Raw genomic sequence first — 20,784 nt, 5'->3', positions numbered from 1 at the left:
CATTGCCCGTCAATGGGTTGGGGCATTTAAAGACCTGGGATTGAGTTTGTATCGTGGAAAATCGTCCGACTGAGTCACACAAACTATGGAGAGTTATGATAGTCGATACGAACAACACCGAAAAAAAATCGAGTAAACTCGTTAATTGGGGAACGGTTTGGGGATTAATTTTTGCCACCATTGCCCTCGATTTATACATCAACTACCGCGAAAATAGCCAGGATAAGGAAATTTATCGCACGAAATATGAAGTCAAGGCATCGGAAGCGGACTCGCTGCGGGCCGTAAAAGTTGAGTTGGAAAAGCGTTTACTGGAGCTAAACCAGCGCGAAACCACCGCAATCGAGGTCAGTTCTGCCAACTGACCGGACCGGTTTGACCGCGTTGCGATTATCCTATTGTGACCTTATCCAACCATTCATCATCATGAAAACAACACAAAAAAACTTTCAAATCGTTGATTTGAGCAACGTGGAAGGAGATATCAAAGGAGGTGTTGTTTCATTTCTGGTAGCCGTCCCGCTTTGTCTGGGAATTGCCCTGGCTTCCGGAGCCCCTCTTTTTTCAGGAATCATTGCCGGGATTGTCGGCGGCCTGGTGGTCGGTCTGTTCAGTCGTTCAGCACTGAGTATTTCGGGGCCTGAGGCAGGTCTGATTGTCGTTGTACTGGCCGCCATCGAGTCGCTGGGTTCGTTTCCGGCTTTTCTGCTGGCAACCTTCCTGGCCGGTGTTCTCCAGATTGGGCTGGGGTACATGCGGGCCGGGATTGTCAGCAACTTCTTTCCTTCATCGGTTATCAAAGGCATGTTAGCCGGTATTGGTGTTATTCTGATTATCAAGCAGATACCGCATTTGGTCGGCTACGATACGGATTCGGCCGAAGAGATTTCACTCTTTCAGCCCGATGGATTCAACATCGTTAGTCAGTTTCAGGCCGCCATCGGCCAGCTCAACGGTGTTGCTTTTTTGATTGCCGTCGTGTCGCTGGCGATTCTGCTGCTGTGGGAACGCCCATTTTTCAAAGAAAACAAGATTCTGAAAAATGTACCGGCAGCCCTGGTGGTGGTGGTATCGGGGATTACCATCAACGGACTGATCGGAATTTTTCAGAGTGATTGGGCCTTGCAAGGTAACCATTTGGTGCAATTACCGGTACCCGATAGTCCGGCGGCTTTCGTCAATCTGTTCACGATGCCGGATTTTGAACAATGGACCAATCCGCAAGTCTACACAGCGGCCATTTCCATTGCCTTGGTAGCCAGCCTGGAAGCCCTGCTGTCGATTGAAGCAACGGATGAGCTGGACCCGCTGAAACGCAAAACGTCCACCAACGCCGAACTGAAGGCGCAGGGAATCGGCAACATGGTGAGTGGACTGATTGGAGGCATTCCGCTGACGTCCGTGATTGTCCGGAGTTCGGTTAGCATCAATGCCGGTGCCCGAACAAAGCTCGCGGCCCTGGTACACGGAACGTTGCTGCTGGTGTGTGTGATTGCCCTACCGACAGTGCTCAACCGGATTCCGTGGGCGGCACTCGCGTCGATTTTACTCATCACCGGCTACAAACTGACCCGCGTCCGGATTTTCAAGCAGCTTTTTGAGGAAGGTATCGCCAAGTTTTTGCCTTTCGTGGTCACCGTCGTTGCCATTTTGATGACGGATTTGCTGACTGGCATCGGCATCGGTATGCTGGTCGCCCTGTTTTTCATCCTGCGGGAAAATTACCTCAATGCCCATAAACTGGAAACCTTTCAGGACAACGGGCAGGAACACATTCGCATCAGTCTCGGCGATTATGTTTCGTTCCTGAGCAAGGCCAGCATGGTGAAAGTGCTGATGAACGTGCCCGAAAACGCCATTGTGGAAATCGACAGCAGCCATTCGTCGTACATCGACAGCGATGTAATGAACACGATTCAGAATTTTAAAGAAACCGCCCATAAACGCAACATCCGTCTGATTTTCCTGCGTGAACCGGCTGATTATAAACCCGTCCCGGAATCGGTCATTGCCATGCGCAACCGGCACCTGCGGGAAATCGAAGAAATGAACTAGCACCGGTTTTCCGGGCTTTCCCCTCAATAATTAGCGTAGTCCTATCTTTGTGTGATAGAAGACCGATGACCCTGACCGCCCTGCAGTCAGGGTCATTTTTTGGTTGGTAGCCAGCAACCCAGCGAGACGGTAAAACCGTAGGTGTTTTCTTTCGGTTTAGACGACGCCAGGGTCGAGGGATATTGGCTCAACCCGTATTGAAACCGGGCGTCCAAAAAGGTGGTGAGTCGCCCGATCCCCATCTCAACTCCTCCGCCACCCCAGACAGCCGTTTCGAGCCGACGCCTGAAAAGAACCTGATCTCGAAAAATCTCAGAGCCCTTATCCGTAATTGTGAGCCTGCCGCCCAATGCATATCCCAGACTGGGTCCAAACAATCCGTAATAGGCCCAGCGATTCGTCACCTTCCGGCGATACGAAATCAATACAGGAAGCTCGGCAACTTCATAGTGCAAAACGAGCTTCCCGGTTCCGGCAGGTACACCGATTTCATCGGTATAATCTACACCTGACCGCCAGCCCTTTTGAATGACCGACGGTTCTGCCCGAATTGACCAGCTATTTTTCAGAACCATCTCAACAGGAACCGCAACAGCAAAGCCTCTCGCCAGGGAACCGTCGGCGAAAGAATTCCGGGTGTGAACCGTCGACCAGTGAGTTCCTGCCCGGACGCCAATCTGTACCTGAGCATGCACTTTTAGCGAAATAATTGCAAGGATGAAGGTAAAAAAGAAGAGTTTTTTCATTGAATTTAGGAATTGCTTGTCTGGTAAACGATGAATCTGATTTCGTTCATATAACCAGTGATAAATATCTTCCTGGCAGTTTAACATTTGCCAGCTCTTTGGGTTTATGCAATACATTTAACCGCATCCATGAATTTAGCCGAACTGGTTCACGACCCCGTCAAAGCCGCCAAAGCGGTCAAATTAGTTTACGTCAACGATTCGACACCCGGCATTTACCGCCATCGGTCGGGCGATCAGTTTGTCTACAAAGACCCGAAAGACCACCTCATCGACGATGACGAAACCCTGTGCCGTATCAAAAAAATGGCCTTGCCACCAGCCTGGGAAAACGTCTGGATCTGTGCCAAACCCAACGGACACCTGCAGGCCACCGGCATCGACACCAAAGGCCGGAAGCAATACCGTTATCATGCCAACTGGAATGCCATCCGCAGCGAAACCAAGTTTTTCCGGATGATTGCCTTCGGGCAACAGCTCCCCGACCTCCGCGCCCGCATCGAGCAGGATTTGAAAAACCGGGAGCTGACCAAAGAAAAGGTGATTGCGATTGCCCTCAGTGTGATGGAACAGACGCTGATTCGAATCGGTAACGCATCGTACGAGAAAGAATACGGCCACTATGGTTTGACGACTTTGAAAGACAAACACGTCAACGTAGCGACCTCCGAACTCCAGTTTCGGTTCAAGGGCAAAAAAGGCATTTACCACGATATAACCGTTCGCGACCGGCGGCTGGCCCGACTCGTGAAAGCCTGCCGCGATATTCCCGGTAAAGAGCTGTTCCAGTATTACGACGAAACCGGCGAACACCGCAGCATCGACTCCGGCATGGTGAACGGCTATTTACAGGAAGTGACAGGAGAAGAATTCTCGGCCAAGGACTTCCGCACCTGGGCCGGAACCGTCAACGCGCTGCGCCTGCTGGCCGAACTGGAACCGTGTTCGACGGAAAAGGAAGCGAAGAAAAACATCAACACGATTCTGGAACAGGTGGCGCATCGGTTGGGCAATACGCGGACCGTTAGCCGGAAATACTACGTGCATCCGCAGATTCTGGAAGCCTATGAATGCCGGGATTTAAACCCGTATCTAAAGCGCAAAAACCAGTTCCGCCAAACGTCGCCCTATGGGCTTGATCCGATTGAGAAGTTGTTGCTGACGTTTTTGAAAGATAAAGTGAAGCGGTAAAATAGCACCGCTTCATCCCTCCGCCCGCACCCAGCGGTGATGGTCGCAACGCTGGCAGGCTGAAACCGGCGACTGGCCGTATTCCACCACCTGGCCGCAGCGACAACAGGCGTAATGCCCGGCTTCGGAAAGGGTATCAATGGGGTCTTTTAACTGATGAGGAAGAATGGGGAGACCCGGTTTTATGTCTTCGTCTTTGAACTGAAAAATGCTGACTTCGCCGTTGTGCTCCAGAATCGCCGTCCGGACCTGCCCCAGATGCTCAATGCCTGCCATTCGCAATTCAGCAAACAGCTCATCCAGACCCAGGTCTTCATCGTCGAAATTTTGAACCAGAATGCAACCGTTTTCGATGACGTAAACCGGTTTTCCTTCCAGAAATTCGCGGACGGGTGTGCTCTTGTCACTCAGCCGGGTGAAGAATTTATAACTGCCCATCATCACCACGAACACCACCGCAGCCGCCAGCAACGGCACATCGTGGTAGAACATGGGATCACCCGCGGCCGACCCCAGACCGATGACCAGCACCAGTTCAAAAACCGAGAGTTGTTTCACCTCCCGCTTGCCCGATATTTTGAGGGCAGTCAGTAGAATCAAAAACATGACAAACGTCCGCAAAGCCACCTCACCGAGGTAACTCAGGGGAAAATCATGCAGCAACATCCGTTGCCAGTCAAAAGCCTGAATCGGCTCTTCGTTGTTCATCTACTGCGCTTTCGATCGTTCAGGGGCTTTGTCTTTCCGAATTTTCAGGTGCCGGTTTGCCGCCCATTCTTCGGCTTTGGAGGTGGCAATCGGAATCGCCCGTTCCTCCTCCATTCCTTCTTTCAACAACGCATTGGCAATCGAAATCGCCTTGTTTCGCACCGGTGCCATAAAATTTTTCAACGACACCGGATAATCCTGCTTCGTCCAGGGCATACTTTTGAATGATGAGTTATGAATGATGAACGATAAATTAAACCCGTATCCTTGCCAGTTTGTTTTCATATCCGCAGAACACAATTCATCGTTCATAATTCATCATTCCAAGTTCATTTGGTTTGTTGCAGAATCTGGCTGCTGAGCCGCAGGAGTTCCATTTCGGCAAGTTTGGTGTTGTATTCGGCATTGATCAGGCGGGTTTCGGCAGCAACGGCGTTGCGCTGCACATCCCGAAATTCGACCGCCGTCGAGTTGCCAACCCGGTAGCGTTCAAAGGCAATCTCGACGTTTTCGTTGGCGATTTTGAAGCTTTCCAGTTCCAGATTGACCAGGATCAGGCTGTTGCGGTATTGGGAGTACGTCTGTTCGAGGGCCTGCTGCAGTTGCAAACGCTGGTCCGACTCCTGGTACTCGGTGATGAGCGCATTGGTCTGGGCATTGGCAACCAGCCGACGCTGGTTGAAACCGGTAAAAATCGGAATGCTGGCCTGAATCCCATACTGAAGGGCATCGTTGCGGGCGCTCCGAACCCCAAAACCGCCCTGGTTATCGATGGCCGTAAAATTATATCCGCCCACCAGATTGACGACCGGCAACCGCTGCGACCGTGCCAGCCGCAGGTTCAGGTCGGCAACCCGCCGGTTCAGCGACGCGGCAATCAACAGCGGGTTGTTGTTGGTCAGCGACTCCCGAAGCTGGTCGAGCGAAATATCCGTCCGCACAATGATCGTATCCCGAACGGCAAATTCCGTGGTGGGGTCCCGAACGATGAGCGTATTCAACAATACCTTGGCATTCCGAACATTCTGCTGCTGCGTCACCAGCGCGGAGCTATCGGCGTTGTAATCGACCTGCGCACTCAGGAAATCGACCCGTGAGCGCGTTCCAACTTCATAATTGGCGCGCGCCAGTTCCAGGCGGTCGCGGGAGATATCCAGCGCCTGCCGGAGCGAAACCAGTTGCTGCAATTGCCGGATTACATCGTAATAGCCCGTGGCCACATCAGCCACTGTGGCTTCGATGTTGGCACGCGTGTTGACTTCACTGATCTTCACGACTTCGCCCAGGCGGTCGTAAGTAATGAAATTACCAAAACCGTTAAAAACCGTCCAGTTTACGCCCACCCCAACCTGGGTGTTCCGGTTGGTGATTCCGTAGAGATTTTGCGGAGGACGTAAGCCATCGAGAAATTCCTGACGTAAATTTTGTAAGTTGCTGTTGTTGGTCAAGTTACCCGTTACATTGGGAAAAAAACTGGCTTTGGCCGTCTTGAAATCGGTGCGGGCAATCTGTTCCTGCGACCGGAAGATGCGAACCTGGTAACTCTTCTCAAGAGCCGCCGAAATCGCTTCCTGCAAGGTAAGTGTTTCGCCTTCCTGCGTAATAACGGAATTGCGCCGGGTGCGCGGAGCGAGCGGTTGAACGGGTTGAGACCAGGAAGTAAAGAACGAAAAGAAAAGGAGCAAGCTTAGAAAGAAGCGCATTCTGGTATTATTTTTAAGTATCTGACCTTCAAAATTAAAAGATATTCTGTCATTCTTTGTATACCGGAATTAGATTTGGAGGTATTTCTTCTCTACCGAACATTTTCGAAACAATCTTCCACCAAAAGCGTAAATTTCCGGCATGAACCATCGCTACCTGCTCTTCGGTCTTTCCATGGCCCTTTTAACGGCTTGTTCATCCAAAAAAAAGGCCGATTTGCTGGTTCATCATGCGGTTGTTTATACGGCTGATTCCGTCTTTACCAGCGCTCAGGCTTTTGCCGTCAAAGATGGAAAATTCCTGGCTGTCGGTTCCTCTGAAAGCATTCTGAACGACTACCAGGCGAATAGCATTGTCGATTTGAAAGGCCAGCCGGTATATCCCGGTTTCTACGATCCGCACGCCCATTTCCTGGGGCTGGGGCAGATGCTGGAACAGGCTGATTTAGCAGGCACGCGCTCCTTCGACGAAGTGATTCAACGACTCAAAACGTTCGCCGAGAAACACCCCGACAACCTTTGGGTTCTGGGCCGGGGCTGGGATCAGAACCTGTGGCCCGACAAGCAGTTTCCGACCCGGGAAAAACTGGATGCGGCCTTCCCCACGATCCCGGTTTACATTGCCCGCATCGATGGACACGCGGCATTGATCAACTCGAAAGCACTCCGATTGGCCGGCATTACCAAAGCCACCAAAGTTCCGGGTGGAGAAGTGATTCTGGCCAACAACGAACCAACGGGCGTCTTGATCGACAATGCGAAAAATGCGGTTCGACGCCTGATTCCGCAACCGGATGCCCGGGAAAAAGAACGCATGTTTCTGGCGGCTCAAAAGGTCTGTCTGTCGCTGGGCCTGACGACGGTTTCAGACGCCGGCCTGGATCGGAAAGACATCGAACTGGTGGAACAACTGCACCGGGAAAACAAGCTGAAGATCCGGGATTATGTGATGATCAAACTCGGCGAACCCAATCTGGACTACTACCTCAAACGGGGGCCGTTCCAGACCGACCGGCTGACGGTTCGCTCCTTCAAACTCTATGCCGACGGGGCGCTGGGGTCGCGGGGAGCCTGTCTGCGAAAACCGTATCACGACCGCCCCGAAACCGCCGGTTTTCTGCTGTTGAATCCTGCCGAACTGGAACGGATTTTGACCTTGCTGGAAGCCAGTAAATTTCAAGCCAATACGCACTGCATCGGCGACTCGGCCAATCACCTGATTCTGGATCTGTACGGCAAACTGCTGAAAAGCCCCAACCCACGCCGGTGGCGGATCGAACATGCGCAGGTGGTTTCACCAGACGATTTCTGGAAATTCAACCGATATTCGGTCATTCCGTCGGTGCAACCCACCCACGCAACCTCCGACATGTACTGGGCCGCCGACCGTCTGGGGCCGATCCGGGTGAAGGGAGCCTACGCTTTCAAAGACTTGATGAAACAAAACGGTATCATTGCCTTTGGAAGTGACTTTCCGGTCGAAGCCCCCAACCCGCTCTACGGTTTTCATGCCGCCGTGGCCCGGGTCGATGCCAAAGGGTTTCCGGCCGGGGGCTACCAGATGGAAAATGCCGTGGACCGCGCATCGGCCCTGAAAGCGATGACGAGTTGGGCCGCTTACGCCAATTTTGAAGACCACCTGCGCGGCAGCATCGAGCCCGGCAAACAAGCCGACTTTGTGGTGCTGCAACAGGACATTATGAAGATCCCGGCCCCGCAACTCCGAGGGGTGAAGGTACTGCAAACCTGGATCGGTGGTGAACGATTGTTTTGATATCTATAAGTTGAATAACGAATATTGAACGCTGAATAACGAAATGCAACCTTCTGCTCACGTTCGCGAGCCTGCTGCCAATCCGTTGCGCCGGACGGTTTACCGGGTACTGGAAACGTCTACCGGAAAAAAACGGGGTTTGAGTCTGGTATTCAACCTGACCCTGATCGTCGTCATTACGCTCAATGCCGTTGCCATCATTCTGAATACCGTGCCGTCGCTCAAGCTCCGCTACGACCATTTATTCGTTGATTTTGAGATCTTTTCCGTTATTTTTTTTACGGTTGAATACGTCGTTCGGGTCTGGATCTGCGTCGAGAATGAGAAGTACCGCCACCCGGTTTTCGGCCGACTCCGGTATATGCTATCCACGACGGCCATTGTCCACCTATTGGCGATTCTGCCGTTTTATGTAACGCTTTTTCACACCGATCTGGCCCTGATCCGGATATTACGGATTTTCCGGATTTTCCGGCTATTCCGCATCACGCGCTATTCCAAGGCATTTCAGGTCATTCAAAGCGTGGTGGAAGACAAAAAGGAAGAACTGGTGCTGAGCGTATCCTTCCTGATGTTCATGCTCGTTATCATTTCAAGTGTCATGTACTACCTCGAACACCCCACCCAGCCCGACCAGTTTTCGAGCATTCCGGCCACTTTGTGGTGGGGAATCAACGCGATGGCCACCGTTGGTTACGGCGATATTCACCCCATGACACCCCTGGGAAAAGTGCTGGCCGGTGTTACGGCGGTCATGGGAATTGGCCTCTTCGCCCTCCCAACCGGTATTCTGGCCTCGGGTTTTGCCGAACACATTCGCACCCAAAAAACCGGTCAGAAGCGACACTGTCCGCACTGTGGGAAGGAACTTTGAAATGTAAATGATAAATGTAAAATGATGAACGCTAAATGTAAAAGTGTGCTCCGACTCCGGTTTTTACTTTTACATTTGGCGTTCATCATTTTACATTTATCATTCTTTTTTTACTTCGCTTTATACTTCGCAATCGCTTCCTGAATACGTTCGATGCGGTTATCGGGATCGGGGTGACTGCTCATGAATTCGGAAGGACGGTTGGGGCCACCGGCGGCTTTCAGCACTTCCATGACATCGATCATCGCTTCTGGATTATACCCGCTCTCGACCATCCACCGAACGCCGAGTTGGTCGGATTCGATTTCGTCGTCACGACCGTATTTCAAACCAATCAGGTTGGCGACATAAGCCGCAATGGCCGAATTGCGGCCCGGCGAGTTGGGGTCTTCCGTGGCAATGGCGGCAGCTCCGGCCAATCCCTGGGTAAGCTGTTGCTTGGCGATTTGCTCGGCCGAATGGCGGCCCACCACGTGCGTAATTTCGTGGCCCAGCACCCCCGCCAGTTGATCCTCATTTTTCAGTTTGTCGAGCAAAGCCGCCGTGATGAAAATCTGCCCGCCCGGCACGGCAAAGGCATTAACCGTTTTGTTGTCGGCCAGAACGTGAAAATCAAATTGATACGGGCTGTTTTTCACATCAGTGGAATTGACGATTTTCTGGCCAACGCGTTTCACCGACTGCTGCACTTTTTCGTCCGGATAAAGACCACCGAACTGCTGGGCCATCTGGGGCGCGCTTTCCAGCCCCAACTGAACTTCCTGTTCGGGCGTGAGGCTGATGTGCTGCTTTTCGCCCGTCACCGGATTTTCCTGGGTGTTACTGAAGTAGGTAAAAACGGCAATGAGGGCCGCAATCAAACCAAAAATTAAACGACCGGCTCGCGAACGCATGATGTGAGGGAGTGAAAGGTTTTTACTTTAGTCGTATACTAAACCAAAAAGTAACAAAAAGTTCCCAGGCAATTTTCAGGAGATTCGTCAAAACCCGGTCTGAAGCCGCTATGATTGTTTTTTTGCTGCCTTTCTTTTCACTTCTCCAGCAACTTTTGCTTTACTGTTAATTTGAAATTACGTTAAAACCACCTGTTACAGTTCCTGGGAACAGGATGAAGAGATCAGGTAGTCTGCAAAGGGCGAACAGGATGCGGTTTACTATCTGGAGATTTCAACCCGCCAATCCGGCCCGCTGCTGATTTTATATTTTCGGGCGAAATCTCCCCTATTCACCGCTACTGAAAAATTGAGCAGGCTATTGAAATAGGCCACATTCCCACCTTCTTTCGACTCACCGAACGTATTCACAAACAACACATTACCCTTAAAAACGCTCTTATTTTTATTAAAAATCCGAATGCGTAGGTTTTCACCGGTTTTAGCACCCAATTGTTCAAAAAGCGGTTTGGGAATGTTGGTCCAGACGTTGCCATACTGCACATCCAGCACCGGAACCGTCCCTTTCAGAACGCCATTTTCAAAAGCCGGTTTCTGGTACGGTATTTTCCAAACCTCAGCAGGCAGCTTTTTGCCAACCTGCGCCAACGAAATGACCTTAGCCGCCAACCTGGCTCCCGTATAGGCATACACGTCGCGGCCGTGAAAAGTATAGGATTCTGTCGAATTGCGCAGGCGGTTGAGGGCTTCGTCAATTTCGCGCACTTCCTGAATGCCCAGCTTTTCGGCAATGAGCGTGAGCGTTCCGTTGTCGGGCGTTACAAAATAATGGCCGGATTGGGTGAGCAGCACCACCGATTTCCGATCCGTTCCCACGCCGGGGTCGCAAACCGAAACGAAAACCGTGCCTTCGGGATAATAGGGAGCCGTTTGCAACAACCGATAAGCCGCTTCCCAGATGTCGTAGGCCGGAATGTCGTGGGTCAAATCAAAAATCTTCAGCGTGGGCGACACGCCCACCGCCACACCTTTCATCGCCGAAACCGCCCCGTCTTTCAACCCAAAATCCGACTGAAAAACCAACACCCCATTCTGGGCGAAAAGCGCAGTCGCCATCAGCCAGCCGTGGATCAACAACAAGACGGTTTTGCGGTTCATGTTTCTTAGTATTCAGTGTTCGTTATTCAGTGTTCGATATTCATTATTTTACTTCAACAACCGGAATAATGAATATCGAACACTGAATAACGAATAGCGAAGTTTTCTCTATTTGCCTGCTCCCTTCAACTGCTGAACCAGCCAGGTGGTCATCAGTTCCGTTTGTTCGGGGTAGGTCCAGTGGCCGGTGTCTTCGTATAATTTCAACTGTTTCGGGGCCGAAATTACGTTGTAAGAGGCATACATGGACGTCGGCGGGCAGGTTTCGTCGTTAAAACCCCAGGAATAATACCCCGGCACTTTGATCAGGCGGGCAAAATTGACGACGTCGTAATACCCAACGGTTTTGATCTTGGCGGGCGTGTTGTTGAAAGCCAGTGATTTGCCGTAGAACAAATGCGGCCACCCGCCAGCCCGGCCTTTCAGATACCCCGTTACATCCGACAAAGCCGGATAATAGGCCCCCAGCCATTTCACGCGGCTGTCGAGCCCGGCGGTGGTGATGGACAACGCGCCCCCCTGACTACCGCCCGTTACGGCCAGGTTGCTGCCGTCGTACTGCGGCAAACTCACCAGAAAGTCGTTGGCCCGCACGCAGCCCAGATACACCCGTTTGTAGTAATACCGGTCGCGGTCGTCGAGGTTAAAATTCTGGTAACCTCCCAGTCCACCGGCACTCAGATTGAGATAAACCGCCGGGTCCAGGTTCACCGGAATGCCGTGAATCCCGATTTCCAGCGTAATAATACCTTTTTCCGCATCGGCGATATTGCCGTTGTATGGCCGAATTCCCGCCCCCGGAACCCGCAGCAAGGCCGGATATTTCCCTTCCTGTTTCGGAACACACAGTATGCCATACAGCCGGGAGTTGGCGTAGTTCTGAATGTTGACCTGATACACGTTCACTTTTTCGGTGCAGCGTTCGGGCAGCAGCGTCATGCGGGCATCGAGCGGAATCCGGCTGAGTTCGGCCTTGGCGCTGTCCCAGAACATCTTGAAATCGGCGGGGTTTTCAACGGTCGGCACTACCTGCAACGGATTGAAACCGGCCGTGGCCAGGTTGCGGTAGGTCTTGCCATTGATTTCGGCGGTGGCGATGCAACGCAGAAAACCGGGTGTTTTCATCGTGCCGCCGTCGACGGTCGTCGTGCCGTTGGCCAGCGTCACGGTTTCCTGTTTCGTGGGCTCCATTTTTTCCGGCCCGATTTCATACCGGATTTTGGCCCCTTTGACGGGATTGCCGTACTGTAAAACGGAAATGGTAAATTTAACGGACTCGCCGGGGCGGTATAACCAATCGGTATGATCGGGGGCCACGACAATTTTAATAGGACGTTCGGCGGGTTGGGCCAGGGCACAAACCGTTACAAGCAGGTACAGACAGACCAGCAGGAAGCATTTTTTCATAAGGCTCAGGTGTTGAAATTTTATTCAGCAGTTTTTGTTGGTAAGCAAAAAAGGGCTGTTCTCTACCTGTTAAACCAAACTTTATTTGTGTTCTTTCCCCCGGTTAAACCGGGGGAAAGAACATGTTTCATCCCTCCGGGATTTGTGGTAAATGATCTTCATCTCTTTCGGCGGGTTAAAACCCACCGCTACAAAATGATTCATCCCTACGGGATTTATGACATGGGTTTTTCATCTTTTTCGACGGGTTAAAACCCATCGCTACAAAATGATTCATCCCTACGGGATTTGTAGCAGAGGTTTCATCTTTTTCGGCGGGTTAAAACCCACCGCTACAAAATGATTCATCCCTACGGGATTTATGACATGGGTTTTTCATCTTTTTCGGCGGGTTGAAACCACTGAAAAAAATGATTCATCCCTACGGGATTGGTAATTTGATAATCCCGTAGGGATGAATCATTTTGTAGCCCCCGGTTAAACCGGGGGTATAGATGAACAAGGTGGGTCTAAAATCCCGTAGGGATGACCGATCTAACGCCCAGGAACGGCGATGTCTTGAAAAGCCTACAATTTCCCGGTCGAACCATCCGGTTTGACGTAGATGAAGTCACCGTTGATCGGCGCACCGAAATAATTGATTTTCAACACATCCAGGCGTTTTTTGTGAACGTCCAGCCGCTGCCTGAAGCTGTCGATGTTCCTGCGTTCTTTGGGCGTCCAGCCAATTTCGGCCATCGCAATTCCGCGGGGAAACAGCATGTATTCGAGGTGTTCCGGGGTCTTGATGTATTCCGTCCAGAGGTTGGCCTGCACGCCGATGATGTGTTTTTGCTGCTCTGCCGACAAACTGTCGGGCATGGGTTCGTAGGAATACGTTTTTTCCAGGGGCAGCAACCCGCCAATCGACACCGGTTGCGACACCGTTTTGGGGTCGGCCTGGTAATAATCCAGGTAGAAAAACGTGGTAGGCGTCATGATCGCGTCGTGCCCCTGCCGGGCGGCCGCAATACCGCCATCGACACCCCGCCAGCTCATCACCGTCGCATTGGGTGACAAACCACCTTCCAGAATTTCGTCCCAGCCAATCATCTTGCGGCCTTTCGACGTAATGAATTTGTCGATGCGTCCGATGAAGTAACTTTGCAGTTCGTGCTCGTCTTTCAGCCCCAGTTTTTTGATCAGATCCTGGCAAAACCGGCTTTCGATCCACTGTTTTTTCGGACATTCATCCCCGCCAATGTGGATATACTGACTTGGAAACAAGGCGATCACTTCGGTCAAAACATCCTCCAGAAACTGAAAGGTTTCCTCCCGGGGAAACAGCACATCGTCGTGGACACCCCAGCGACCCGTTACCGGTACAATTTTGTCGGGATTGCTCCCCAATTGCGGATAAGCCGCCAGCACCGCCATCGAGTGGCCGGGCATTTCGATTTCCGGGATTACCGTAATAAACCGTTCCTGCGCGTATTTGATGACGTCCCGGATTTCGTCCTGCGTGTAAAAACCGCCGTAGGGTGTTTTGTCAAATTTGTTGTTTCGGTAATGCCCCAGCATGGTTTCTTTCCGAACCGAGCCGATTTCGGTCAGTTTGGGGTATTTTTTGATTTCAATCCGCCACCCCTGGTCTTCGGTCAGGTGCCAATGGAACGTATTGAGCTTGTGAAGCGCAATTTCATCAATGAATTTCTTCACCGCCGGAACCGGGTAAAAATGACGACCCACGTCCAGCATCACGCCCCGATAGCCAAAACGCGGCTGGTCTTCGATGCGACAGCACGGCACCGACCAATCGACGCCCGAAGCCACCGTGGTGCCAAACACCTCGGCGGGCATCAGTTGCAGCAGCGACTGCATCCCGTAGAAAAAACCGTTGGGTTGCTGAGCAGTCAGCGTAATGCGTTTGGGCGATACGGTCAGGAAATACCCTTCGCTGCCCAGTTTGGGGTTTTGTTCGGTTGCAAAAACGATCGTCCCGCCTTGGCCGGTTTTAATCTTCGGCGTCCGGCCGGTGGTTTTGGCAAGCTGACCGGCTAACATCCCGGCCACCCGGCGCACCTCCGCGTTGTCGGTACTGAGGCTGATGACGATGTCATTCGGGAGTTTGAAATTTCCCTTCTGCTCATCGAGCCGAACGGGTTGGGGAACCAGGGCATACCGGGTTGTCTGCGCTTCGGAAACCTGAATTATCAGACAAAAAATTACTACACAGAAAAACAATTTTTTCATTCAATACGCGGATTTATCAAGGGATTTCTTCGTGTTCCAGTAAACTCTGCACAACGTAGGCCTGCGTACCGTAGAGTTTTGCCATTTCACCCAGTCGGGACACCGTAATCACTAATTTGTTGCGAAAATCCGCCAGACAATACTTGTCGATGGCCTGTTCGATGGGGCGGGTAATGAGTCGTTCGGCTTTGGCTACGACCCCGTTGACAATGATGAGTTCGGGATTGAATAAATGAACGGCAATGGAGAGTCCTTTACCCAGTTCACCGCCCACTTCGTTGAGCAGGTCGATGGCCAGTTCGTCGCCCGCTTTGGCTTTGTCGATTACCAGTTCAACGTCGATGTCTTCAAAGTTTTCCTCGGCCAGTTTCGAAACCCGTCCTTCCCGCAAACCGGCTTTTACCCGACGCACCAGCGAAGAGGCCGAGGTCAGCGTGTCCAGACAACCCACTTTGCCGCACGAGCACAATTCGCCGTCGGCCTGGAGTTGAATATGCCCCAATTCGCCCGCAAAACCGGCCAGGCCCTGCAAAATTTCGCCGTTGTTGATCACGCCCAGGCCCACACCCCAATCGATGTTGATGGACAAGACGTGGTTTTTCCCCTTCGCCAGCCCAAACCGGTGTTCGCCCAGAATGGTCGCCTTGGTGTCGTTGATGAGGTAGACCGGCGAGTCGAAATAATGGGCCAGCAACTGCTGCAACGACTGTTCGGGCCGGTTCAGTTTCTTGTAGGTGTAATTGATCCCGGTTCGGGGGTCCACCAGGCCGGGCAGGGCGCAACCGACGCCGATGATGTTCAGATTGTGTTCCAGAATCCGGTGCGAGATTTCCTCCAGCGGGCCTTTCAGCGATTCCAGAAAAGCCACGGAGTCCTCTAAACGCAGGTTGACATCCAGGCGGTCGAGTACACGATTGGTCAGATCGAAAATCACCAGTTTGACATCGTGGACACTGATATCCACGACAACAATTGCCTGATTTCCGGGTCGTAATCCAAACAGTGCCGGTTTTCGACCATATTGAGCCGCGCCGGTACCGATTTCCTGAACCCAATTTTCAGTTGCCAGTTCGTCGATCAGCATCGTGACCGAAGGAACACTGGCGTGCAACGCCTTGGCCAACTGGGCCAGTGTCCGGGAACCCAGCCGGTACATCTCTTTCAGAATACCGCGCTTTAAACGACTCTTTTTCTTATCGACAATGGATACCGTATAGTTTGCCTCCATAAATACAATACGCTATTAAAAAATCTACGAGATGAAAAGCGATGAAATATAAGAATGATATTTTTAAAATAATTTATTAATAGAACGATTTTATTAAATTATTTACAAAACAGCAAGAATTCACTTAAAACAATCCTACAATTCCATCAAATCAGGCTTGATTGATACAAAAGCGAAAGCAAACGCAAAATTTACTTATGGGTTAGTGCATCGGGGCAAAACTACTTTTCCGCCGTCTTGAGCACCGTTTTCCGTTCGTCCATCCAGGTCCGGATAATCTGGGTAAGCGGTTTGGTTTCGATCAGAAAACCGTCGTGACCATACAGCGAGTCGATTTCTTCGTAGCGGGCATCCGGAATATGGCGGGCCAGAATTTTTTGTTCGATGGGTGGAAAAAGAATATCGGATTTAATGCCGACGGCCAGCGTTCGCGAAACGACCTGCTCGAGTGCCAGGCTGATGCTGCCCCGGTTTCGTCCGACATTGTGCGAATCCATGATTTTCGACAAAATCCAGTAGGTGAACGCATTGAAGCGGTTGGCTAATTTTTCGCCCTGGTATTGCTGGTAGGTCGAAGCTTTGTAGTGGTCGAGTTGCTCGTTGTTGTCGAGTGCCTGCGTAAAACCGTAGGTGTCATAATTGCGGTACGACAACATGGCCACGGCCCGGGCGGCTTTCAGACCCGTCCGGCCGGCATCGTCGTGGCTTTCGCGCCAGGTGGGGTCGGTGCTGATGGCCATCCGCTGCGCTTCGTTGAACGCAATGCCCCAGGGCGACATCACGGCGTTGGAAGCAATCAGAATCAGGTTTTGAATCACTTCCGGCTGTTGAATGGACCATTCCAGGGCCTGTTGCCCTCCGAGCGACCCGCCAATACAGGTATGAATCTGCTCAATGCCCAGTTCCTGCCGGAGCAGATCCAGCGCTTTGACAATGTCGTGGATCGTGATCAGCGGAAACGCGTGGTAAAACGGTTTTCCGGTTTGCGGGTTGACCGACAGCGGCCCGGTAGAGCCGTAACAGGAGCCCAGCACGTTGGCACAGACGATGAACTGATGCGCCGGATCGTAGAATTTACCCGGCCCGATCATGCCATCCCACCACTCGCCGGGATCGGCACTGCCCGTGAGGGCATGGCAAATCCAGACAACATTTGAACGGTCACTATTCAGCGTTCCACGCGTCGTATACGCCAGCCGGAAGCCCGGCAGAGCCGCACCCGACTCTAAAGCGAAGGTGTATTTGTAATCAAAAAACCGGGTTTCCAATCGAAAAAAGAATTATCAGTTTTCAGTTTACGGTTTTCAGTTTACGGTGGCTGACGCCTTAGGCTGTGTGCGTCAGCCACCGTAAACTGAAAACCGTAAACTGAAAACCATAAACTAAAAGATTAAGCCCCAATGGCGGCAAAGGCCCGTTCAAGGTCGGCTTTGATGTCGTCGAGGTGTTCGGTACCGACCGACAACCGCAACTGACCCGGCACGACGCCTGCACTGGTTTGCTCTGCCTCGTTCAATTGCTGGTGGGTGGTGGCGGCCGGGTGAATTATCAGCGTTTTTAAGTCGCCGACATTGGCCAGGTGGCTGATCATCGTCAGGTTGTCGATAAACTTGTCGGCCAGTTCTTTTCCCGCTTTCAGCTTGAAGTTCAACACGCCCCCAAAACCGCGTTTGAGGTATTTCTTGGCTAATTCGTGGTAGGGGCTGCTTTCCAGACCTGGGTATAAAACCTTTTCCACCTGCTCGTGTTGCTCCAGCCACTGAGCCAGGGCGAGGGCGTTCTGCACCGTACGATCAACGCGCAACGACAGCGTTTCGATGCCCTGCAAAAGCAAAAACGAATTGAACGGACTCAGCGAAGGACCCCAGTCACGCAGGCCTTCGACCCGGGCGCGAATGATGAACTGAATGTTGCCAAAGGGTCCGCCAATGCCGAATACGTCGTTGAACACCAGCCCGTGGTAGCCTTCAGACGGTTCAGTAAACTGCGGAAATTTGCCGTTGCCCCAGTTGTAATTCCCACTGTCGACAATAACGCCCCCGATGCTCGTTCCGTGGCCACCGATCCATTTCGTGGCCGACTCAACCACGACAGCCGCACCGTGTTCGATAGGCCGGAACAAATAACCGCCCGCACCGAAGGTGTTGTCGACAATCAGCGGCAAATCGTATTTCTGGGCCAAAGCCGCGAAGGCTTCAAAATCCGGAATGTTGAACTGGGGATTTCCAATGGTTTCCAGATAAATCGCCTTCGTCTTATCGTCGATCAGCTTTTCGAAGCTTTCCACTTTGTCGCCCTCGGCAAAGCGAGCATCGATCCCGAGTCGTTTAAACGACACCTTGAACTGGTTGTAGGTGCCGCCGTAGAGGTAGGAAGTCGTCACGAAATTATCTCCCACACCCAGAATGTTGTTCAGCGCAATAAACTGCGACGCCTGACCCGATGCCACAGCCAGAGCCGCCACCCCGCCTTCCAGAGCCGCGATGCGCTTCTCGAAAACATCAGTCGTGGGGTTCATGATGCGGGTATAAATATTCCCAAACTGCTGCAAAGCAAACAGTTGAGCGCCGTGTTCGGCATTGTCGAAAACGTAGGAAGACGTTTGGTAAATGGGAACCGCCCGGGATTTGGTGGTGGGGTCAGGCTCCTGCCCTGCGTGCAGTTGCAGGGTTTCAAAATGCAATGGGGTTGCCATACGTGCTGCTGGTTATGGAGTTGAGGATTGGTAAAACAAGAGTCAGGTTCTGAATAGACGCGTCGGCTGAAACGCCGGGTCGCCGGTGTGTTGAAGTGGTTGAATGGCGTGAGGCATTCACGGCGAATTGATTCAACCCGTAGCCGATAGCCTCTCCCGGTTGTCGGTATCGTCGGTGTGTGTGAAATTAGTAGCCCGCCGGGGGCATACAGCATCGGATGTTGGTCATGTGTCTTTTCGATTTATATCTCCTATCGGATGGCCGAAGCGATCCGTAGGCGGGATGTAGCACCTTGCCGCGCGGCAGGTTGCCAGAGGTTCACCGAGCCCGGTCTCTTGCCTCTTCTTTATAAATCAAGCGCAGCAGGAAGTCTGCTGCAACGATTCGGTGGTGTTCGAACCGTGTGGAAACTTGATTTGAGCCGCAAGTATAGCGAACGAAGCCCGTTGCTGCAAATTTTTTGGCAGGAAACCGGTCGAACAGGACTTTGACGCAGCAGGTATTCTCAATAAAAAACCTCTCATTTCAGGGTCTTTCGACCACAAAATGAGAGGTTTCAGGTGTCTGGCGCTGCCCGAAAATTCCGGAACATCGCCGGGCCTGATTGACTACGTCGTCAGCTTCCAGCCATCGCGGTATTGCCGCGAAACAAACTGGTTGGCATCGTCGAAGTTGGTAATTTTCATGTTTTTACCGTCCCACATCAGGCGTTGGCGACCGGGGTAGTTGAAGCCCTTGCCGTCGGCTTTTGGCGTCCGGAGCATGTAGCTGCGAATGGCCAGGTTGCCCATCAGAACGGACTCGGTCAGCGGACCGGAGAAGTCGAACGAAGACGTCAACGCTTTGTGTTCCTTGCTGTTAAAACCGGCTTTACAGGCTTCGGTCCACAGAATCTGGTGGCCGTTTTCGGGCCACGGTTTTCCGTCGACCGGTTTGGGCTTCGGAGCAGCTTCCATTTTCTGTCCGTCTTTGGTATACAGTTTCGGATCATCGCCGTACATGCCGCAGGCAATCAGACCTTTGTCACCCACCATAAACATCCCGTTTTCGCCCCCCTCCGGATAGGCTTCCCCCGCGGGTAAAAAGTCGGGGCGGAACGGACGGATACCGCCATCAGCCCATATCAGTTTCACATCGGATTTGTTTTTAGCCGAAGCCGGGAATTTCAGTTCAACGTGCGACGCTGGCGGACAGCCTTCGGGGTTGTATTCCGGCGTCCAGTCTTTCAGGAATACCGAGCTGATGCTGGTTTCCACTTCGGTGGGGTAGCCCAGTCCCAATACGCGGAACGGAATATCCATGATGTGGCAACCGATGTCGCCGAGTGCGCCCGCGCCGAAGTTCCACCAGCCGCGCCATTTGAACGGGTGGTAGGCCGGGGTGTAGCCCACTTTCTGGGCAGGTCCCAGCCACAGATCCCAGTCCAGATCGACCGGCGTGTTTTCGGCCGCCTGCGGCACCGGAATGCCCTGCGGCCACACGGGGCGGTTGGTCCAGATCTGAATGGTGTGTACTTTTCCGATCAGGCCTTTGTCGAACCAGTCCACCATCTGTTTCTGCTGCGGATTCGAGGATCCCTGGTTTCCCATCTGCGTCACCACCTTGTATTTACGGGCAGCTTCGGTCAGCATCCGGGCTTCGTAAATGTTGTGGGTCAGCGGTTTCTGCACGTACACGTGCTTGCCCCGCTGCATGGCGGCCATGGCCACAACGGCGTGCGTATGGTCGGCGGTCGAAACCGTAACGGCATCAATGTTCTTTCCTTCTTTCTCGAGCATTTCACGGAAGTCCTTGTAACGCTTGGCGTTCGCGTGCTTCGTAAAGTTCTCTTTCACACGGGGAAGACCCCAGTCCACATCGCACAGGGCCACGACGTTGTTGGCTCCGTTGTTGAACGAGTTGTTGATGTCACTGGACCCTTTCCCACCAAAGCCGACAGCGGCCAGGTTGAGTTTATCGCTGGGCGCGATGAAGCCCGGCCCGCCCAGAACGTGGCGCGGCACGATAAAGAAACTACCAGCAGCTAACGCCCCGGCCTGAATGAACTTGCGACGCGATGTCTGCGACGGTTTTTCAGAAGATTGCATAAATCAGATAAGGACTATAGGTAAATCAATAC

The 20,784-nt window shown here is 52.3% G+C and carries 17 protein-coding genes and 1 riboswitch; of the genes, 5 read left to right on the top strand and 12 right to left on the bottom strand.

Annotated elements, in window-relative coordinates; genetic code table 11:
- The first annotated feature begins 95 nt into the window (after positions 1-95).
- Together ACO064_RS21285 and ACO064_RS21280 are read left to right on the top strand one after the other, a co-directional pair.
- The gene (locus ACO064_RS21285) at positions 96-365 is read left to right on the top strand and encodes a hypothetical protein (protein ID WP_114404158.1); all 270 of its coding nucleotides are present in this window, start codon (positions 96-98) and stop codon (positions 363-365) included.
- A 61-nt stretch (positions 366-426) separates the two neighbouring features.
- Positions 427-2,055 carry a SulP family inorganic anion transporter gene (locus tag ACO064_RS21280; RefSeq protein WP_421829240.1) on the top strand — a complete coding sequence of 543 codons (1,629 nt, stop codon included), beginning with the start codon at positions 427-429 and terminating at the stop codon, positions 2,053-2,055.
- A 92-nt stretch (positions 2,056-2,147) separates the two neighbouring features.
- Here the strand turns inward: ACO064_RS21280 and ACO064_RS21275 are convergent, their stop codons facing one another.
- Positions 2,148-2,801 (bottom strand): porin family protein, encoded by a 654-nt coding sequence (locus ACO064_RS21275; RefSeq protein WP_421829239.1) that lies wholly within the window; start codon positions 2,799-2,801, stop codon positions 2,148-2,150.
- 129 nt (positions 2,802-2,930) lie between these two features.
- On the opposite strand from ACO064_RS21275, the gene ACO064_RS21270 reads away from it, so the two are divergent.
- Positions 2,931-3,992 (top strand): DNA topoisomerase IB, encoded by a 1,062-nt coding sequence (locus tag ACO064_RS21270; protein ID WP_421829238.1) that lies wholly within the window; start codon positions 2,931-2,933, stop codon positions 3,990-3,992.
- A 12-nt stretch (positions 3,993-4,004) separates the two neighbouring features.
- Here ACO064_RS21270 and ACO064_RS21265 read toward each other — a convergent pair whose 3' ends face one another.
- The 3 genes from ACO064_RS21265 to ACO064_RS21255 form a co-directional block, all read right to left on the bottom strand.
- Positions 4,005-4,700 carry a DUF421 domain-containing protein gene (locus ACO064_RS21265; RefSeq protein ID WP_421829237.1) on the bottom strand — a complete coding sequence of 232 codons (696 nt, stop codon included), beginning with the start codon at positions 4,698-4,700 and terminating at the stop codon, positions 4,005-4,007.
- Entirely contained in the window at positions 4,701-4,916 is a 216-nt protein-coding gene (locus tag ACO064_RS21260) for a DUF2188 domain-containing protein (RefSeq protein ID WP_421829236.1), read from the bottom strand.
- Positions 4,917-5,029: 113 nt separating this feature from the next.
- Entirely contained in the window at positions 5,030-6,403 is a 1,374-nt protein-coding gene (locus tag ACO064_RS21255; RefSeq protein ID WP_421829235.1) for a TolC family protein, read from the bottom strand.
- A 142-nt stretch (positions 6,404-6,545) separates the two neighbouring features.
- Here ACO064_RS21255 and ACO064_RS21250 point away from each other — a divergent pair, with 142 nt between their 5' ends.
- Complete coding sequence (locus ACO064_RS21250) at positions 6,546-8,177, top strand: amidohydrolase (protein ID WP_421829234.1); 1,632 nt, start codon at positions 6,546-6,548, stop codon at positions 8,175-8,177.
- Positions 8,178-8,220: 43 nt separating this feature from the next.
- Positions 8,221-9,051, top strand: a complete 831-nt coding sequence (locus ACO064_RS21245; protein WP_421829233.1) for an ion transporter — start codon at positions 8,221-8,223, stop codon at positions 9,049-9,051.
- 110 nt (positions 9,052-9,161) lie between these two features.
- Here the strand turns inward: ACO064_RS21245 and ACO064_RS21240 are convergent, their stop codons facing one another.
- From ACO064_RS21240 to ACO064_RS21205, 8 genes are all read right to left on the bottom strand, one after another.
- Positions 9,162-9,944: a M48 family metallopeptidase gene (locus ACO064_RS21240; protein ID WP_138989816.1), complete on the bottom strand. Its 783-nt coding sequence runs from the start codon at positions 9,942-9,944 to the stop codon at positions 9,162-9,164.
- A gap of 261 nt (positions 9,945-10,205) precedes the next feature.
- On the bottom strand, positions 10,206-11,102 hold the full coding sequence (locus ACO064_RS21235) for an SAM hydrolase/SAM-dependent halogenase family protein (protein WP_421829232.1): 897 nt from the start codon (positions 11,100-11,102) through the stop codon (positions 10,206-10,208).
- Positions 11,103-11,210: 108 nt separating this feature from the next.
- Complete coding sequence (locus ACO064_RS21230) at positions 11,211-12,509, bottom strand: acetylxylan esterase (protein ID WP_421829231.1); 1,299 nt, start codon at positions 12,507-12,509, stop codon at positions 11,211-11,213.
- 567 nt (positions 12,510-13,076) lie between these two features.
- A complete protein-coding gene (locus tag ACO064_RS21225; RefSeq protein ID WP_421829230.1) occupies positions 13,077-14,741 on the bottom strand; it encodes a beta-N-acetylhexosaminidase in 1,665 nt (554 codons plus the stop codon).
- Positions 14,742-14,757: 16 nt separating this feature from the next.
- The gene (locus tag ACO064_RS21220; protein WP_421829229.1) at positions 14,758-15,969 is read right to left on the bottom strand and encodes an ROK family transcriptional regulator; all 1,212 of its coding nucleotides are present in this window, start codon (positions 15,967-15,969) and stop codon (positions 14,758-14,760) included.
- A gap of 221 nt (positions 15,970-16,190) precedes the next feature.
- Positions 16,191-17,237 carry a homoserine O-acetyltransferase family protein gene (locus ACO064_RS21215; RefSeq protein WP_421829228.1) on the bottom strand — a complete coding sequence of 349 codons (1,047 nt, stop codon included), beginning with the start codon at positions 17,235-17,237 and terminating at the stop codon, positions 16,191-16,193.
- Positions 17,238-17,359: 122 nt separating this feature from the next.
- Complete coding sequence (locus ACO064_RS21210) at positions 17,360-18,664, bottom strand: O-acetylhomoserine aminocarboxypropyltransferase/cysteine synthase family protein (RefSeq protein ID WP_421829227.1); 1,305 nt, start codon at positions 18,662-18,664, stop codon at positions 17,360-17,362.
- A gap of 239 nt (positions 18,665-18,903) precedes the next feature.
- Positions 18,904-19,020, bottom strand: a riboswitch (SAM riboswitch).
- 253 nt (positions 19,021-19,273) lie between these two features.
- Positions 19,274-20,752, bottom strand: a complete 1,479-nt coding sequence (locus tag ACO064_RS21205) for a Gfo/Idh/MocA family protein (RefSeq protein WP_138989824.1) — start codon at positions 20,750-20,752, stop codon at positions 19,274-19,276.
- Between the last annotated feature and the right edge of the window lie 32 nt (positions 20,753-20,784).

This window comes from Larkinella sp., assembly GCF_965227735.1.
In the GTDB taxonomy this organism is placed as follows: domain Bacteria; phylum Bacteroidota; class Bacteroidia; order Cytophagales; family Spirosomataceae; genus Larkinella.
This window is presented reverse-complemented; position numbering and strand designations above follow the sequence as displayed.

Coding starts and splice junctions, on each gene's coding strand:
- ACO064_RS21285 (WP_114404158.1), top strand. CDS start 96: ATGATAGTCGATACGAACAACACCGAAAAAAAATCGAGTAAACTCGTT.
- ACO064_RS21280 (WP_421829240.1), top strand. CDS start 427: ATGAAAACAACACAAAAAAACTTTCAAATCGTTGATTTGAGCAACGTG.
- ACO064_RS21275 (WP_421829239.1), bottom strand. CDS start 2,801: ATGAAAAAACTCTTCTTTTTTACCTTCATCCTTGCAATTATTTCGCTA.
- ACO064_RS21270 (WP_421829238.1), top strand. CDS start 2,931: ATGAATTTAGCCGAACTGGTTCACGACCCCGTCAAAGCCGCCAAAGCG.
- ACO064_RS21265 (WP_421829237.1), bottom strand. CDS start 4,700: ATGAACAACGAAGAGCCGATTCAGGCTTTTGACTGGCAACGGATGTTG.
- ACO064_RS21260 (WP_421829236.1), bottom strand. CDS start 4,916: ATGCCCTGGACGAAGCAGGATTATCCGGTGTCGTTGAAAAATTTTATG.
- ACO064_RS21255 (WP_421829235.1), bottom strand. CDS start 6,403: ATGCGCTTCTTTCTAAGCTTGCTCCTTTTCTTTTCGTTCTTTACTTCC.
- ACO064_RS21250 (WP_421829234.1), top strand. CDS start 6,546: ATGAACCATCGCTACCTGCTCTTCGGTCTTTCCATGGCCCTTTTAACG.
- ACO064_RS21245 (WP_421829233.1), top strand. CDS start 8,221: ATGCAACCTTCTGCTCACGTTCGCGAGCCTGCTGCCAATCCGTTGCGC.
- ACO064_RS21240 (WP_138989816.1), bottom strand. CDS start 9,944: ATGCGTTCGCGAGCCGGTCGTTTAATTTTTGGTTTGATTGCGGCCCTC.
- ACO064_RS21235 (WP_421829232.1), bottom strand. CDS start 11,102: ATGAACCGCAAAACCGTCTTGTTGTTGATCCACGGCTGGCTGATGGCG.
- ACO064_RS21230 (WP_421829231.1), bottom strand. CDS start 12,509: ATGAAAAAATGCTTCCTGCTGGTCTGTCTGTACCTGCTTGTAACGGTT.
- ACO064_RS21225 (WP_421829230.1), bottom strand. CDS start 14,741: ATGAAAAAATTGTTTTTCTGTGTAGTAATTTTTTGTCTGATAATTCAG.
- ACO064_RS21220 (WP_421829229.1), bottom strand. CDS start 15,969: ATGGAGGCAAACTATACGGTATCCATTGTCGATAAGAAAAAGAGTCGT.
- ACO064_RS21210 (WP_421829227.1), bottom strand. CDS start 18,664: ATGGCAACCCCATTGCATTTTGAAACCCTGCAACTGCACGCAGGGCAG.
- ACO064_RS21205 (WP_138989824.1), bottom strand. CDS start 20,752: ATGCAATCTTCTGAAAAACCGTCGCAGACATCGCGTCGCAAGTTCATT.